Below are 15,758 nucleotides of genomic sequence, written 5' to 3'. Positions count from 1 at the left end.
TGGTCAAGTGATGACGCGGAACATTCTCTGGCGCTGCACGCGCGGCGTCACGATCGTCGAGTTCGCGCTGATCGCGCCGACGTTGCTGATGCTGATCTGCGGCGCGATCGAGCTAGGCCACCTGCTCTTCGCGCGACAGGTGCTGGAAGGCGCGCTGATCGAGGCGGCGCGCGCCGCTACCGCGAGCATGGAGACGGGCGAGAGCGACCGCTCGACCATCATGCGCAAGAGCGTCGGCGACACGATGAAGCTGTTCCCGATCGCGGACGGCAAGTCGATCACGATCACGACGACGGTGTTCGCCGATTTCGCCTCGGTCACCCCCGAGATCTACACCGACGTGAACAAGAACGGGAAATACGATGTCGGCGAGCCGTTCGTCGATCGCAACAAGAACGGCAAATGGGACCCGAGCACGCCCAAGACCGGCGTCATGGGCAATGCCGGCGACGTCGTCAGTTATACGGTGAACTACCCCAAGGCGGTACTGTTCCAGATGGTCGGCAACGCGATCGGCTACGTGAACGGGGTCGAGCCGCTGTCCGCCACCACCGTGGTGCGCAACGAAGCATTGCGGCGCAAGTCGTGAACGTGACGCGGATCGCCTCGCTCGCCGGCAATCGTCGCGGCGTCGCCTTTCTCGAATTCGCGCTCGGGCTGCCGCTGTTCCTGGGCCTGACGCTGACCGGGATCGAATTCGGCAATTACGTGATGGCGACCAACCGCGTGCAGCGCATGGCCGGCATGATGAGCGACCTGGTCGCGCAGAGCGGCACCGGCGAAATCGGCATCAGCGAGAAGCAGGTCTACGACCTGTTCAACGCGGTCGACCTGACCGCGCAGCCGTTCGACCTGCGCAACCACGGGCGCGTCGTCATCACCGGCGTGCAGGGCACCGACCAGAACAATGACGAGGTGATCGAGAACCGCATCCTGTGGCAGCGCTTCGACGGCGCGTTCACGCAGGCGGCGCCGGTCGTCGGATGCCGGCAGAAGGTCGAGATCGCGACGCTGCCGAACGCGCGCAACCTGCTGCTGGACGAGGTGATGTTCCACGTCCAGGTGAGCTACGATTACCAGCCGATCTTCAAGATCATCCCGTTCGGCATGATGAACGCCCAGCCCGCGATCACCCGCTCGGTCATGTTCCGCGCGCGGTCGAAGGAGTTCACCACCCCCAACACGGATGCAAAATTCCCGCCGAAGACGAACTGCGACACGCCATCGGGGTTGTGACGCTGCGTTAGCGTTGGCCTGTTTTATCGTCTGCCGTCGGTCGTAGTCGGAGCCACGCTTGGAGCTGCTGCGTACCAGTGCTACTTGGATGACGAGGCAGCCAAAGCCTAACCTCACACGTCCGTCTACTTTTGCCTCAGTAGAGGACATAGGCCGCGGGTATCGGCTCGATCGATGCGGGTAAGATAGCTACGGTGTCTGGCGGAGAAGCATGACCAAGGCGGAGGGTATCTCTGCCATATTACCTACAGGGCCTCATCGATGACAGACGACGATCTGAAGGCAATACAGCCGATCATCGAAAACTGCGTCGGCCTGATCGACGACGCGACCCTGCTGGCAAAGGCGGAACGCTATCCTCGCGCATTTGCGCTGAACGTTCTTGCTCTGGAGGAACTTGGCAAGGTCATCCAGGTCCGTTGGGGGCAGCTCGGCGTGACAACAACGAGGCAGAGGCGATCGGCTCATATTCAGAAGCAGATGGCGGTCGCGTGCCTGCTAATCGCCGAGAAAGTGTTACCCTTTTACCGAAGGTTCTACGCGGGTGAGGTCAGCCAGCCAGTAATGATGATGGAGTTAGCAACCGCCTTCATTGATTCGGACGAGCGACGATTTTTCGAACGCGTCGCTGCTATCGAGCTGGATCGCTCGAAGCAGGTAAGTTTCTATCATGATGAAGTGACGGTCGGGACGCACTCTCGCGACGAGATCGACGCCACCTTCACGCTGCAGCTTTCGCAGACTCTGGCGAAGGCCATGCCGCTTCTCAAGAGCGAGATTGCGGTACAAGTCGCAGGCATATTCTACGAGATCATGCCGCAGGTCACTGATCAGATACTGGCCGACCGGAACGCCTACTGACCCCGGAGCGGGTGCCCAAGTCCCACACCGCGTTGGATAGAAATCTCTCCGCATTCCACCCAACAGCACACATCCCCATTAAACCGGTGCCGCGTCCGGGCCCGCGCCGTAATGGTGCCAGGTAAAGATCGCTGCCGCGCCGCGGTGAGGGCGCCAGGCCTCGGCCAGTTCGCGGGTCAGTTTCTCGCTCGGGCGGGTGTCGTGGCCGAGGATGCGGCCGACCTCGATCTGCACTGCCAAGTCACCCGCGGGCCAGATGTCGGGGCGGCCTTCGGCGAACAGCAGGTATACCTCGGCCGACCAGCGGCCGATCCCTTTGACGCGGACGAGTTGCGCGACCGCTTCCTCGTCGTCGGCGGGCAGGTTCGCGAGGTCGAGGCGGCCGCTCAGCACCTCCTCGGCGAGGCTGCGCGCGTAGCCGGTCTTCTGCCGCGAGAAGCCGCAGGCGCGAAGCGCCTCGTCGCTCGCCGCCGAGATGATCGCAGGGTCGTTCGGGTCGCCGACCTGTTCCTCCAGCTTGCGCCACACCGCGTCGGCTGCGCGGACGCTTACCTGCTGTCCGACGATGGTGCGTAGCAAGGTCGCGTAGCCGCGCTGGCGAATGCGCGGGGCGGGGTAGCCGACGCGCGCGATCGCGGCGGCGAAGGCAGGTTCGATCTCACCCAGCGCATCGAGCCCGGCGCGCAGGTCGGGCTCGCTCAGGCCCATTGCGGCACCCATTGCCCGGGCGCGCCCGACGCGGCATGGCGGCGCAAACTTGTCGGAGACATCATCATGCCCAAGCTTATCGTCGTCACGCGCGAGGGGGAAGAACGCGAGATCGAGGGCGAGGTCGGCCTGTCGGTGATGGAAGTGATCCGCGACGCCGGGATCGACGAGATCCTGGCGCTGTGCGGCGGCTGCTGCAGTTGCGCGACGTGCCACGTCCACGTCGATCCCGCCTTTGCCGATCGCCTGCCCGCGATGAGCGAGGACGAGAACGACCTGCTCGATTCGTCCGCGGACCGCGACGCGGGGTCGCGGCTGTCGTGCCAGATCCAGTTCACCTCCGCGCTCGACGGGTTGAAGGTGCGGATCGCCGAGGAAGACTGAGTCCGTCGGGGCGCAGTCGACCCCGCGCCCCAAGTCACGCGCCTAGCCGCGCGCGGCGACCGCATAGAGCGCGATCGCGGCGGCGTTGGAGACGTTCAGGCTCTCCACCTTGCCCGAGATCGGCAGTCGCGCGAGCTGGTCGCAGTGCGCCTCGGTATTCTGCCGCATCCCCTCGCCTTCCGCGCCGAGCACGATGGCGGGGCGGGTCTCGCCCAGCTGCTCACCCAGCGTCGCGGAAGCGTGGCCGGTCAGGCCGATGCGCCAGAAGCCGGCCTCACCGATCTCGTCGAGCGCGCGCGCGAGATTGACGACGCGTACCCACGGCACGACCTCCAGCGCGCCAGACGCCGAGCGCGCGAGCACGCCCGATTCGAGCGGCGCATGACGGTCCTGCGTGACGATGCCGAGCGCATCGAACGCCGCGGCCGAGCGCATGATCGCGCCGACATTGTGCGGATCGGTCACCTGATCGAGCACGATCAGCGGGCGACGATCACCCTTCCCCTGCGCCAGCAGGTCGCCGAGCCACACGTCCTCGAGCGGATCGACCTCCGCCACCAGTCCCTGGTGCGGCGCGTCGTTCGGCACCAGCCGGCCGAGATCGGGCGCCTCGGCGAAGACGACGGGGAGCGACGACGGGATGTCGAGCGACGACAGCGCCTCGCGCGTGCCCCACATCTTGCGCACGACGCGCTCAGGGTTGGCGAGCGCGGCGGTGACGGCGTGACGGCCCCAAAAGCGCGGGCGGTTGCCCTGCGCCTGGCTCGGGCGATGACCGCGGCGCGCCATCAGCGCTGATTTCCGATAAGCATGGCGGCGTGCCTATGCCGTGGTCAGCGCGCACGCAAGCGTCGCGCCGCCTGTAAGCGCGAAGGGGCTTGCACACCGCCGCGCACGCCTCTAGGAGCCGCCTTCTTCGTCGCAGCTGCGGCGCAGGACCGCGGCCTGACCAGCCGCCTGTACCGTGCGATCCGCATCGTACAGCAGGTGCCGGACGCTTTGTCCGCGCCGACCCGGATGGAAGGGTGGCCGAGTGGTTAAAGGCAGCAGACTGTAAATCTGCCCGCGTGAGCGTACACTGGTTCGAATCCAGTCCCTTCCACCACCCCCCTATTTCAGGTTGTTTCAACCTGTCTCACAAGTGCGGAAAAGCGTAGTTTCTTCCCCTTGTCGGGTGTCTCAACCCGTCGCATTGATGCTCAATGCAGCGCACCACAGTTGGGGGTATATTCGGGGTACGGTTTTGCCCTGCTGGGGGTACGCCATGCTGACGGACAAAGCGTGCCGTCAGGCGAAGCCAGCGGACAAGGCATACAAGCTAAGCGACGCGCGCGGGTTATTTCTGCACGTGGCGACTACCGGGCATCGCAGCTGGCGTTGGAAGTTTCGAGTTGCCGGCAAGGAGAAGCTGTTGACGTTCGGGTCGTACCCGGACGTGACCTTGGCGGAAGCCCGCGAGCTACGGGACGAGGCTGCGCGGGAGCGACGCAGCGGCAAGGATCCCGCGGTGGAGAAGCGGGCGCGCTCGGCCGCGCGAGACGCGCGAGCGGGCGCTACGTTCAAGACGGTCGCCGAGGAGTGGCTTACCAGCCAGACACCGACCTGGTCGCCTCGCTACGCCAGCATCGTCAAACGCAGCATGGACCAGGACGTCTATCCGAAGATCGGGCACCTACCGATCGACGCGATTACGACGCCGCTCGTGCTGGAGGTCCTACGACCAATCGAGCAGCGTGGAGCGATCGAGACGGCGCACCGTGCCCGACAGCGGATCTCGGAAGTGTTCGTTCGTGCGATTGGCAGCGGTATTGCGCAGGTGGATCCTGCTGCTGTGGCGAACCGCGCGCTCGCCAAACCCAAGAAGGGCAAGTTTCCGGCCGTCCGCACGATCGAAGCGGCACGTACGGTGCTCCGCGAAGTGGAGGCGAAACCGGGGCAGCCGCTGACCAAGCTTGCTTCCCGCTTCCTCGCGCTCACCGCCGTCCGCGCGGGCGTGCTTCGGCTAGCCGAGTGGGGCGAGTTCGAGGGCTTGGATGGTGCCGACCCGATCTGGCGCATACCCGCCTCCAAGATGAAGCTGGTGCTGGAGCGGAAGGAGGATGTTGCCTTCGAGTTCCTGGTGCCGCTGTCACGGCAGGCGGTCGACGTGATCAAGGTCGCGAGGGAGTTCTCGGGTCGAGCCGCGCTGATCTTCCGCAGCGTGCGGCACCCGCGCAAGCCGATCAGCGACAGCACATTGAGCAAAGCCTATCGCGACGCCGGCTACTCGGGGATCCACGTTCCACACGGCTGGCGGTCGACCTATTCAACGATCATGAACGAGCTGGCGGCGACCGAGAACCGGGTCGGCGACCGCGCGATTATCGATCTCATGCTCGCGCACGTGCCGAGCGGAGTAGAGGCGGCATACAATCGCGCCGCCTATATGCCGCGCCGGCGCGAGCTGGCGCAGGAGTGGGCAGATATGCTGACGCAGGAGCTGCTCGAGCCGCGCCAGTTGCTCGAGGGGCCGCGACAGGGCTGACTCTCGCGGGAGTGGTCGCATGAAGATGCGGTCAGTCGGCGAGCTGGTAGGAAGCTTCGCAAGCAAGGCGCACCGCACCGGGCAGAAGGTCCATCGCAACAGCCGCAGGGCCGGCACGTGCGAGGGTCAGCTATGGTCCCCGTTCAACAAGGCCGAGCGCATGGCCCGCATGCGTGCGGCCGAGCAGTACGACCGCGAGAACAAGCAGCCGGGCAAGCGCAATGGACCAATCGGGCATATCGGCCTCGATATTCTGCGCGAGATGATGCGGATCGTGGACTTCAAGACTGGCCGGCTCGAACCTTCGATCGAGTACCTGGCGGATCGGCTGCGCCGATCGAAGAGTGCGATCCATGACGCGCTGGTGCGCCTGCGTGAGGCGGGCTTTCTCAATTGGGAACGACGGTTCGAGCCGCTGGAGAACCCCGACCCGTTCGGTCCGCAAGTGCGCCAGATCTCCAACGCCTACGCCCTTACGCTGCCGAAGATGGCAGCCGACATGGTGCGTCGCCTGCTCGGCCGCGCGCCTGTGCCGGCCGACGAGGTCACGCGCCGCCAGGAAGAGGAAGAGCGCACCGCCACCATGCTGGCAAGCCTCACGTCCGAAGAGCTGGCACGCTTCCGCGCCGGCGACACGCCGCTCGGCGACATGCTCGCCAAGCTCGGCCGCGCCCTTGATAGTAACGCAATTCGCCCGGGCGGAATGAACCCGGCTCTGCGAGATTAAATATAAGAGGAACGCCTACGGCGTGCGCAGCCTGCTGTTCCACCTAGCTCAATCTGGTGCTTCCAGACCAACGACAGCGATCACAGCCGCTGTCGGACGGACCCGCTTACGCGGGACCGGGGCTCCCTAGGGGGGAGCGGCACGATCCGTCCCATGATGATGCCAGCGATGCGCATAATGAGCCGATTTTCCGGCTCAGGTAAAGCCGGAGAAAATATCCAAACTGTTTCGGAAGATAGCTTCACGCTTGCTGTCTGGCACATTCGAGATCATAAATTCGTGCGCTGGCGCGGGCGCAAACATTTTTGTACCCTACATCGATGAGCGAAGCGAACAACGAGCAGACAGGTGGGAAGGAATTCTACCTACCAGAACTATTATTTGGCTACGTTGAATCGATGTTAGCCGGCCGGACGCCGGCGGTACAAGCTCGAATTCTGCCCTTCGAGGAGTTTATCTCCGATCCTCTGCACCGTCCAGGATTTGCCGGTCTTCACACAACGTTTATGTTCCATACGCGCAGTACGAATTTAGAAAAGCCTTTGTATTATTGCGTGGTGGACTACCCCATCATGAATGCAAGTGTGACCAGTTTTTCGAACTTTTATTGCATCGTTGTATACTCCGGCCTTTACCAACAGACGTACTCAATAATGGCAGGATTGCTGTCTGATCGATCACTGCGTAAATTCTTGCTAACTGGCGAAGAAGCGGTGGACGACGGGTCGTATCCGAGATTGTCGCGACGAGAAGCTTATGTAGATCTTAGAGAAACAGGTGCAGAGAGAGCGGATAAGCCTGCCCTTGATCTAACTTACCTTCTCTCCCAGCTGACGGTGATCATCGTTACCTGTCATGAGCTTGGCCATATATTCGGGGGACACCTTCAGCATTCTTTAACGAAGAATCATATGTCGGAGGACGCCGTCCAGGTGGACGCGCAAGGAATTCGGCGAGCACTCGAAATTGACGCAGATGTTTTTGGCAGTTTAGCGTCAGCGCTGCTCATGTGCAATATAAAGCCTTATCCAAGATGGTCTGATTTACCCTTAGACCTCGATATGGCTCTTCGATTTTTGTTTGTCTCTTGTTACGCAACGTACTCAATCATGGATTTGTTTGGGCCTGTTGATCCCTTAGTAACGAGAAAGGTTCATCCGGCACCATTACTAAGAATTTACATCGTTGGGCTCATAGTCTCAAATGCGCTGCCAGTGATTATTCCCGCAAGCGAACGCGAGGCAATCTGGGATCAAGCCTCATCCTCAGTTCGCGCCGTTGAGCTTGCCCTTCTCGCCACGGCGGGTGGCTCAATGATGCCAGAAGAGGCACTTCAATATGAAAGTGCTGGTTCTCAGCTTTGGGATGAGCATCTGGGCCGTTGGAGCACCATCAAGAGCAGCTTGGATCGCAAGAGGCTTGACGTATTCCCGTGGTCACCCGTTCTACCCTAGACCTAGCGGCGCGAACGGATAACGTGAGTGCACCCAACTGCACCCCGCTCAACTAATTCTATGCACTACTTATTCCTCGAATTTGCGTCTTTTGATGATCTGGAGCGGTGCACCTTCTGCGACCTTAAAAGCTTGCAGGCGAGGCGGAGGAAAAAGCGCGCTTTGCGCCGCGCAACGCAGAAGATGTAGCCCTCACGACGTGGTACAGCGTCAGGAAGGACAGTCTGTGCTCCGATGACGTGTTTACGTGGACCATCGCATCGCGCATGTGCAACGGAACGCTTCCGGAGCGTCTAAAGAGGGCTCATTGCTAGAAGGCGATTACGACCATGTCCTCGGGTTTAGACTTGATGCCACCGTCTGATCCACCTTCGCTTGAAGGGCTGGATCGCGAACAGCGCATAGAGGCTATGGTTGAGTGGTTTCACGCCAACTACGAGCACCCTGACGAGCATACACCCTATGAGACTGCCGAAGGCGGCTATCAGTGGATCTGGGGCGGCCCTTATCAAGCCGCTGAGGAACTCGCTGAGTACTTCGCGGACGCTGAAGAGAATGAGATTGAGGAAGCCGCGACCCGTCTGCAGGATGAGAATGGCATCTATGATTGGGCTCCTAATGATGCTCGTGTTCAACCGGACGACTATGAGGACCAGCCGGACCCTGAGCCGCTAGAGGACAGGATCGCTGCGCTACGGGGCGACCTGGATGACCTTGAGCGCCACATTGACGCGCTGCGCGATGAAGCACCTCAGATGGGCCATAACGGCCCGCCAGACGACATGCGACTGGGCATCGACCAGCGCGATCTTGATGAGGCTCGGGAGAGCATCAGTGAGATCAGAGCGGAACTAGATAGGCCGGACCCCGTCAATACTGCCGACGTCGCGCCACTCGCAAAGGCGGAAGGTCGCTTCCGCGCCTTGGCGGGGAAAGTCATGGGGTGGATGAAGGTTACGGGCAAGGCTCTAGTCCTTGGCGCGGTGGGAGAGATGGGGGCTGAGCTTTGGGGCGATCCAAGCGCATTCTTCATCAAACTAGAAACTGTTGCGAACACGCTCGGTTCGTGGGTTGGCCACTTACAGCTACCGTTCTGAGAAGTCCTTACTCGCTACATCTGTTGGCTCGCTTCGCTTACGATCGTTGCGGCGGGATTCGATTCGATGCGTCTCCGTAATTCGAGCCGTCTATTAGAAGCCGAACAACGAATGGTTTAGCGAAATGCTCAAGCCGGCGTGAACGTCGGCTGCTAAGCGTAAGCGAAACCGCTCATAGGTGCATCAATCTGCGTCACGCCGTGGTCTCGTTTCAACACCCGGCAGCCCTTTGATATGCCATCATGCATCACTCCGGCCGATTGCATCAAAACTGGCATAAAAAGCGCGCAGGCGAGGCGGGGTGTCTAGCGCGCAAACAGGGACGACAACATTTGCCGGCCCTTGAGCCCCTGCCGATACTCGGCTCACCAGCAACCTTAGTGATAGCCTCGACGGCTTGACTGCCAAGCGGATCAGGCAGGTAGAAGTGTCAAAACTTACAAAGTTGTAATTTGCGCTTCATCAAAGGGTCAGCATCCCTTATCAAACTCGCATGAGTCGGCTGGCTGCCCTCGCTGCTATCTTGCTGGTCGCTGGCTTAGCGTTAGCGTCAAGCACTGCGAAGAGCGGCCTCTTCAACAATCTAGTAGATCATGACGCTGCTATCGCCGCGCACAAAGCAGCTTGGAAGCATCTCGTCAGCGAACCCGTTCAAATGTCGACCCTAATAGAAGCGATGCAAAATGCGGGAGCTACTTGTACCCGCTTTAGCGACCACTCGTCTAAAGAAGCTGATCCTGGAAAAGCTTTTTCGTGTGAAAAAAGCGTTCCTAGCCGTTTGCCTCTGGGCTTTGGCTCAAGCTACTATTGGGTAGTCGTATTTCAGCAAAGTTCACGAGGTTTCATAACAACGCTTACAAAGCGTGAGCAGGTTGGTTTTTAGGGAGGACGTGATGGACAAAATTGAAGTTCGAACTCACGCTATCGCTTGGAGTGGCGGATACCAACTCGGCGCACACAATTATCTTGTCTACACGTCAGAGCGAAATGGCGTTACTACCCAGCAGGTATTTTCTGCCTTTCCCGATCACAACTCCTCGTTGACGTCTCCTTGGGGGAATCTGAAGGCAGAGGTAGGGCCGTACTCGACAAGCTCCTACGACTGGCGAACCAGCAACTTTTCTTCTTCCGTAGTAGCAAGCAGTGGGGATCTTTCAGGCCAATGGGCCGCGATCACACAGTGCGCAAATACTATAAACAGCAATAATTTAAGTTATGCGCCTCTCGGCCAAAATTCTAATGCAGCGGTAGCACAATGTCTGCTTGAGGCGGGCATCGACATTCCAGATGGTTTGCTGGCGTTCACCAACGGTTTGTGGACACCCTCTGATGCTGACGGCCTTTTCAACAATCCTGTTCATACTGCGCCGATCTTCGGCGGCGGCGGAGGGGGCGGCGGAAGCCCTGGCTACTACTCCGCTCCCATGTCTCCGGGCATGATCGCGCCAAGTGGTCACTGGGTCTACGCCGGCGTAGGGACTGGTGACAACGATATCACATATGGGTGGAAGTGGGTCGACTACTCGTTTGCCACTAGAATACGGCCAGTGGTTCTCGATCTGGATGGCGACGGGCTCGAAATGCGACCGATTACGGACGGCGCAACATACGACTGGAACGGCGACGGCTATCGTCAGACCACCGGCTGGGTTAGCGGCGGAGATGGCTATCTTGTTTATGACGAAAACAACAACGGCTTAGTTGATAGCGGCCGTGAAATGGTAATGACGGCCTTCAATCCCAGCGCAACTTCCGATCTAGACGCCCTAAAGGTTTTTGACTCTAATCATGATGGCGCTCTTTCAGCGCTTGATGCTGAATATAATAAGTTTCGAGTATGGGTTGATACTAACCAGAATACCGTACAGGAAACTGGGGAACTGCGGTCATTATCCGATCTTGGGATAGTCTCGCTATCGCTTAGCATGAACCCTGCTGACAGCTACGTCGCAGCAAATCATTTTAGCGCAACTTCAACGATAACCTATAGCGATGGACACACGAACACCGCCTACGACGTTGGCGTGATGGCCTCTGCCAGAGGCAGCAAGGACCTTGGCTCGTTCGAGACGCCGTACGGCATCGAAAAATGGCGAGCCCTCGAGATGAACAATGGCGAGCTCTTATTCAAGTTTGAAAGCAGCCCCTACAGTGCCGGAGCCGGTACCGACGATACCTTAAACTTCAATGGACGTGAGGCAGTTGGCTACGTTACCGGCGATGCGGCAGACTCCTTCATTTTTGGGTCCAGTTACTCTGGCAACCCCCATCCTCGAAGTCTGCTAGTAAACTCGGGTGGCGGCAATGATCAGATAACATCGTATTGGTCAGCGCCATTGTACGTTGACGCAGGAGCTGGCAATGATTGGGTTCAAACCGGCGACGGCGATGATATCATCACGATGGGAAAGAGCGATCTTTCACAACCAAACGGCTTTTTCTATGATTTAGCAAGCGGTGGCGCTGGAAACGACATGTATCGTGTCGAAAGTGGCAGTAATGTCACCGTGATTGACACTGGCGGAAACCGCGATGCGCTCGTTGTTTTGGATGTTCTAAGAAGCGAAGTCAGCATGGTTCGCAACGACACCAACTTGGAAATCTCAAAGGCTGACGGCTCGTTCAAAGTTTTGTTAAGCGGCTATTTCTCGAGTGGCACGGAGATTGAAATCATCGCCTTCGAAGACGCAACCCTGTTTTCAAGCGATTTAATTCCAGCGATGGGTGGCTTAGGTTCAGCCGCATCAACGGCCTTCGCCGAAGACAATGCACGCAGTGGTCAATACGATAGCCAGCTGTTAACGTCACCAAGCTTTGGCGACGGCATTGTTCACCAACATCAATTGGACGGCTCGGACGTCTTTATGATCGCGTAGCCTTCTATAATTATTGACGAGTATTATGCTTTGCAAGTGATGTGTGATTTCGCATACCTGAGGTCTCGAGAATTAGATTGTAGCTATGCGAACCTCACGTTCTCGATTGATGCTTGGCGCCGTAGCACTTGCCGCGAGCGGAGCAACGGCCTGTTGGATCATCGGAGGGGCATGGATTAAACCGCGCTCCTCCGTGATCGAGGCAGCCCAGAAGCCAAACTCAGATTTCTATCTTCAATCTGACAAGGACATCCGCCTACGGGCGACTTTCTATCCAGGTCGTAGCAACCACTCACCAGGTGTGATGATTCTACACGGGTTAGGAGAGTCTCGGCAGGCCTCAGCAGCTAACGCTAGTTGGCTAGCTTCCTTAGGTTACGCAGTCTTAACCCTCGACTTACGAGGGCATGGACAGTCTACAATGACTGATCGTAGTTTCGGGCTCACGGAAGCGCATGATGCCTACGCTGGGCTAACTTGGCTGAAGGGGCGGCAGAACAATGCAAGAGTGGGCGTTATCGGAATTTCGCTTGGTGGCGCTGCTGCAGTTCTAGGAGATAGAGGCCCTGTAGACGCAGACGCGCTTGTGCTTCAAGCAGTCTATCCTGATATACGACGCGCGATCAGGAACCGTCTATTGACTCACCTGCCATCGCCATTGGCGTATGCGCTAGAACCCGCGCTTAGCGCGCAATCTTTTCTCCGCTTTGGAGAGCCACCTTCGCGGTTATCTCCCTTGGCGAGACTTCCACTTTTCAAAGGTCCAGTTTTGATCATTGGAGGCGCCAAAGATCGCTACACCACAGTCGAAGACACACGTGACCTTTTCCGCGCCGTCAGTGGTAAAAAGCAGCTACTACTTGTCGGTCATGGTGATCATGAATACATATGTCATCTTCAATCTCAGATCTATCGACGTTCTGTATCGGCTTTTTTCGAGAAAAGTCTTGGTAGAACCTGACGTCTAATAACATCGTTCGAAGATAATTAGTCACTTAGATTCCTTAGCTCGAGGCTAAGGCAACGACATCATCGTCCTCGAATGCGACGGCCTCAACGCCAACCTGATCGTTGATCTCGAGCAGCCGCTTCAAGATCGGCAGGATTTCGAGCAGCCAGAACATGCTGGTCGCATCCTTGGGATTGCCGAACGCGGACCCTTGCGCCGGAACGATGCCGAGCAGCTGGGGCGGCACGCGGTGCGCAGCGAGCACGTCGTCGCGCGTCGCGTTCTTGATGCCCAGGAACTCATCCTTGGCGCCGACCTCAGCGATCGGCAGGATCTTCATGCCGTGCTCCTTGCCGTCGGGCGCGTGCACGAACAGATTCTTGAAGTTGCCCGGTCCCTTCGACTGGCGCAGCGCCTCTCGCATCTTATCGGTATCACCCTCGGCGAACGTGCCGGTCGCGTACAAGATGAAGCCGGCATGGCTGCCGTTCAGATAGTAGCGACGGCGGAAGAGCGTGGCGGCTTCGTTCAGCAGCGCCGACTGCAGCGCCGATAGATATTCGGGAACGCCGTAGATCTCCTGGTTCACATCGGGCTGCATGATCTGCACGATGCTGCCCGGCCGGAACTCGGTCTCGGGCACGTTGCCCGGCACGTAGAACGCCCGCCCCGGCTGAACGCCGACGCGGGTGAACTTGGCGAGCGCGTGGTCGAGGCGCAGCACTCCGCCGAGCAGGTTGAAGCGCTGCTCGAGGAACCCGAACCCGAACACGAGATAGTCCTGCACCAGGCGCTCGAATGTCGCGCGCGACAGCCAGGGCGTGGGCTTGAACGCGCCGACCAGTAGGTTGCGCTTCAGGATCATCGCCGAGCTATGATGCGGCGAGACGCGGAACGCGCGCGCCAGCCCGTCGACCGAGATCGGCGGCTCGTACCAGCGACCGTTGTGCCAGCATTCCGCCATGTCGATCAGCTCGCGTCGGTTGTGCACCGGCTCGGGCTCGCCGAACGTGAAGGCGGTCACCGGCGCTGTGTCGCGGTCGACCGCGGCGCCGAAGGGCGGCAGCTGCTTCATCACAGGATCTCCATCGTGGCTGCCGGGCGTTCCTTGCCGTCGAGCGGTTCATTGTTGAGGACGTGCATGATCGCCCAGGCAAGATCGGCGTGACCGTCCTCGCCCCCGCGCCCAGCCTTGAAGGTGACGTTGCGCCCGCTCTCAGTGATCGTGCGCTTGATCGAGACGAAGCTGCTGACGATGTCGAGGTGACCGAGATCGAACGCGAGGCGACCGCGGCGCACGACGTTCTGCGCCTTCATCACCATCTTGGTTTTCACCTCGAGCGAGTATTCGATCTTGGTGACGCCGCTGATCGCAGAGCCTGGCTTGGCGAGGAGCTGGTAGACGCCGGCGCCGACGCCGGTGGCGTCGATCCCGAGGTAGGTCACGTTGTAGCGCGACAGCATCGCGCGGACGAACTCGGCCTGTTCCTCGAAGTCGAGACCGCGCAAGGGATGGCGCTCGAGCACGCGGAACGTGCCGCCCTGCTCTTCGGGCGGGGCGACGATCACCAGCGAGGCGTTGTCGCCGTTTTCGCTGTTCTGCGGATCGTACCCGGCCCACACCGGCTTGTTGCCCAGCGGGCGCGCGGCATCGGGGTCGAAGTCGAGCCATACGACCAGGCTGTCGCAGCCCAGCGCCATCATATCGTTGAACTTGAACGCCGATAGCGTGTCGTCCACGAACTCGCACCCGAACAGGTTGGCGAACTCGTCATCGGGGTGATCGTCGTGCAGCTCGGCGAGGTCGACCAGGTCGAACCCGCCCTCGATCGCGTCGTGCACCGTGACGATCTGGCGCCAGATGCCATCCTCGCACAACCGGCCTTCCTTCAGCGCGGCGTGGCTGACATCCAGCTCGAGCCGGTCTTCCTTCTGCTTCCGCTTGTTGCGGCGCTCGCCGGTCCAGTACGAGTAGGCCGCGTGCGCGATCGTGGAGGGTGTCGAGAAGTAGGTTTTCCGCCACTTCTTGTGCGTCGCCATCGCGCTGGCGACCTTGTTGAGCTGCTCGAAGCCGTGAACCCAGAAGAACTCGTCAAAGTAGAAATTGGCGCTGCGCCCCTGCGCGGTGCGGAAGTTGGTGCCGAGGAAGTGCAGCTCGGCCGCGGCCTCGCCAGCCGGGCGCACATCGCTGGTGATCAGCATCGGGTCGCCGCCCAGCGTGACGCCGACCAGCTTGGCGAAGCCGATGATGTAGTTTTTGAACTGGTGCGCCTGCGCCTTCGACGCTGACAGGAACACCTGGTTGCGTCCGCTCTCGACCGCGTCGAGCAGCGCCTCGAACGCGAAATAATAGGTGGCGCCGATCTGGCGCGATTTCAGGATCATGCGGGTGCGGCGTTGCAGGTTCGCCCACCAGCCCTTCTGGTAATCGTAGAGCCGGTCTTCGAAGATCTCCCGCAGCTGCTCGACCTGCTCGGCGGTGAAGTGGTTCTTCTTCGCCTTCTTCTTCTCGCCCGCATTCCGGTTGGCGACGTTGTCGTTCAGATCGCCTGAATGCCCGCCCGGCGCCTCGTAGCGGCGCACCTTGGCGAGGCTCTCCACTTGACGGCGTAGCGCATCCAGTTCGGTGTAATCCGAGCCGGTCTTCTTCTCTTTGACGATCAGCGCCATAAGGCGGGTCTCGAGACAATCCTCGAGCTTCTGGATCGAGGGCGCTTCATCCCATCGGCGCCGCTGCTTCCACGATTCGACGGTTGGACGCTTCAGCCGCAACTCTTCCGCCACCTGCGTGATGCTCCAGCCGAGCCAGTAGAGCCGCCGCGCCTGACGCTCGACGTCGAACGGCACGACCGCGGCAGGCGCGGAGATCGGGGCGGTTGGTTCGTCCATGTCGGCGCGGAGCCTAGCCACGCCCGTTCCCGCGATCGGAGCGCCGGCACCTG

At 60.0% G+C, this 15,758-nt stretch carries 14 protein-coding genes and 1 tRNA gene; 11 read left to right on the top strand and 4 right to left on the bottom strand.

Annotated features, from left to right (window positions below; all coding sequences use genetic code 11):
- The 3 genes from QZ847_RS10060 to QZ847_RS10050 form a co-directional block, all read left to right on the top strand.
- The coding region (locus QZ847_RS10060; protein ID WP_366930192.1) for a TadE/TadG family type IV pilus assembly protein at positions 1–589 on the top strand (589 nt) is incomplete at its 5' end.
- Between the two features lie 2 nt (positions 590–591).
- The gene (locus QZ847_RS10055) at positions 592–1,236 is read left to right on the top strand and encodes a TadE/TadG family type IV pilus assembly protein (protein WP_294356146.1); all 645 of its coding nucleotides are present in this window, start codon (positions 592–594) and stop codon (positions 1,234–1,236) included.
- Positions 1,237–1,497: 261 nt separating this feature from the next.
- Entirely contained in the window at positions 1,498–2,097 is a 600-nt protein-coding gene (locus tag QZ847_RS10050; RefSeq protein ID WP_294356144.1) for an AbiV family abortive infection protein, read from the top strand.
- Positions 2,098–2,175: 78 nt separating this feature from the next.
- Here the strand turns inward: QZ847_RS10050 and QZ847_RS10045 are convergent, their stop codons facing one another.
- Positions 2,176–2,805, bottom strand: a complete 630-nt coding sequence (locus QZ847_RS10045; protein WP_294356142.1) for a DNA-3-methyladenine glycosylase 2 family protein — start codon at positions 2,803–2,805, stop codon at positions 2,176–2,178.
- A gap of 66 nt (positions 2,806–2,871) precedes the next feature.
- Here QZ847_RS10045 and QZ847_RS10040 point away from each other — a divergent pair, with 66 nt between their 5' ends.
- On the top strand, positions 2,872–3,189 hold the full coding sequence (locus QZ847_RS10040) for a 2Fe-2S iron-sulfur cluster-binding protein (RefSeq protein ID WP_294192710.1): 318 nt from the start codon (positions 2,872–2,874) through the stop codon (positions 3,187–3,189).
- Between the two features lie 42 nt (positions 3,190–3,231).
- On the opposite strand, the gene rlmB is transcribed toward QZ847_RS10040, so the two are convergent.
- Entirely contained in the window at positions 3,232–3,978 is a 747-nt protein-coding gene (gene rlmB, locus QZ847_RS10035; RefSeq protein ID WP_294356141.1) for a 23S rRNA (guanosine(2251)-2'-O)-methyltransferase RlmB, read from the bottom strand.
- A gap of 230 nt (positions 3,979–4,208) precedes the next feature.
- Between rlmB and QZ847_RS10030 the strand changes: the two genes are divergently transcribed.
- From QZ847_RS10030 to QZ847_RS17005, 7 genes are all read left to right on the top strand, one after another.
- Positions 4,209–4,294, top strand: a tRNA-Tyr gene (locus QZ847_RS10030).
- Positions 4,295–4,384: 90 nt separating this feature from the next.
- Entirely contained in the window at positions 4,385–5,713 is a 1,329-nt protein-coding gene (locus QZ847_RS10025; RefSeq protein ID WP_366930191.1) for an integrase arm-type DNA-binding domain-containing protein, read from the top strand.
- Between the two features lie 19 nt (positions 5,714–5,732).
- On the top strand, positions 5,733–6,440 hold the full coding sequence (locus QZ847_RS10020) for a replication protein A (protein WP_294356137.1): 708 nt from the start codon (positions 5,733–5,735) through the stop codon (positions 6,438–6,440).
- Between the two features lie 320 nt (positions 6,441–6,760).
- Positions 6,761–7,894 carry a hypothetical protein gene (locus QZ847_RS10015; RefSeq protein ID WP_294356135.1) on the top strand — a complete coding sequence of 378 codons (1,134 nt, stop codon included), beginning with the start codon at positions 6,761–6,763 and terminating at the stop codon, positions 7,892–7,894.
- A gap of 329 nt (positions 7,895–8,223) precedes the next feature.
- Positions 8,224–8,991: a hypothetical protein gene (locus QZ847_RS10010; protein ID WP_294356133.1), complete on the top strand. Its 768-nt coding sequence runs from the start codon at positions 8,224–8,226 to the stop codon at positions 8,989–8,991.
- 893 nt (positions 8,992–9,884) lie between these two features.
- Positions 9,885–11,867: a hypothetical protein gene (locus tag QZ847_RS10005; protein ID WP_294356131.1), complete on the top strand. Its 1,983-nt coding sequence runs from the start codon at positions 9,885–9,887 to the stop codon at positions 11,865–11,867.
- A gap of 85 nt (positions 11,868–11,952) precedes the next feature.
- Positions 11,953–12,828, top strand: coding sequence for an alpha/beta fold hydrolase (locus QZ847_RS17005; protein WP_366930190.1), 876 nt, complete (start codon positions 11,953–11,955; stop codon positions 12,826–12,828).
- A 43-nt stretch (positions 12,829–12,871) separates the two neighbouring features.
- On the opposite strand, the gene QZ847_RS10000 is transcribed toward QZ847_RS17005, so the two are convergent.
- Positions 12,872–13,891, bottom strand: a complete 1,020-nt coding sequence (locus tag QZ847_RS10000) for a phage portal protein (RefSeq protein ID WP_294356130.1) — start codon at positions 13,889–13,891, stop codon at positions 12,872–12,874.
- Positions 13,891–15,705: a terminase family protein gene (locus QZ847_RS09995; RefSeq protein ID WP_294356152.1), complete on the bottom strand. Its 1,815-nt coding sequence runs from the start codon at positions 15,703–15,705 to the stop codon at positions 13,891–13,893. The genes QZ847_RS10000 and QZ847_RS09995 overlap by 1 nt, the downstream gene beginning before the upstream one ends.
- Positions 15,706–15,758: the final 53 nt, after the last annotated feature.

It is taken from the genome of uncultured Sphingomonas sp. (assembly GCF_913778135.1).
Lineage (GTDB): Bacteria > Pseudomonadota > Alphaproteobacteria > Sphingomonadales > Sphingomonadaceae > Sphingomonas.
The sequence above is the reverse complement of the archived record's forward strand: the minus strand, read 5'-3'. Positions and strand labels throughout refer to the sequence as shown.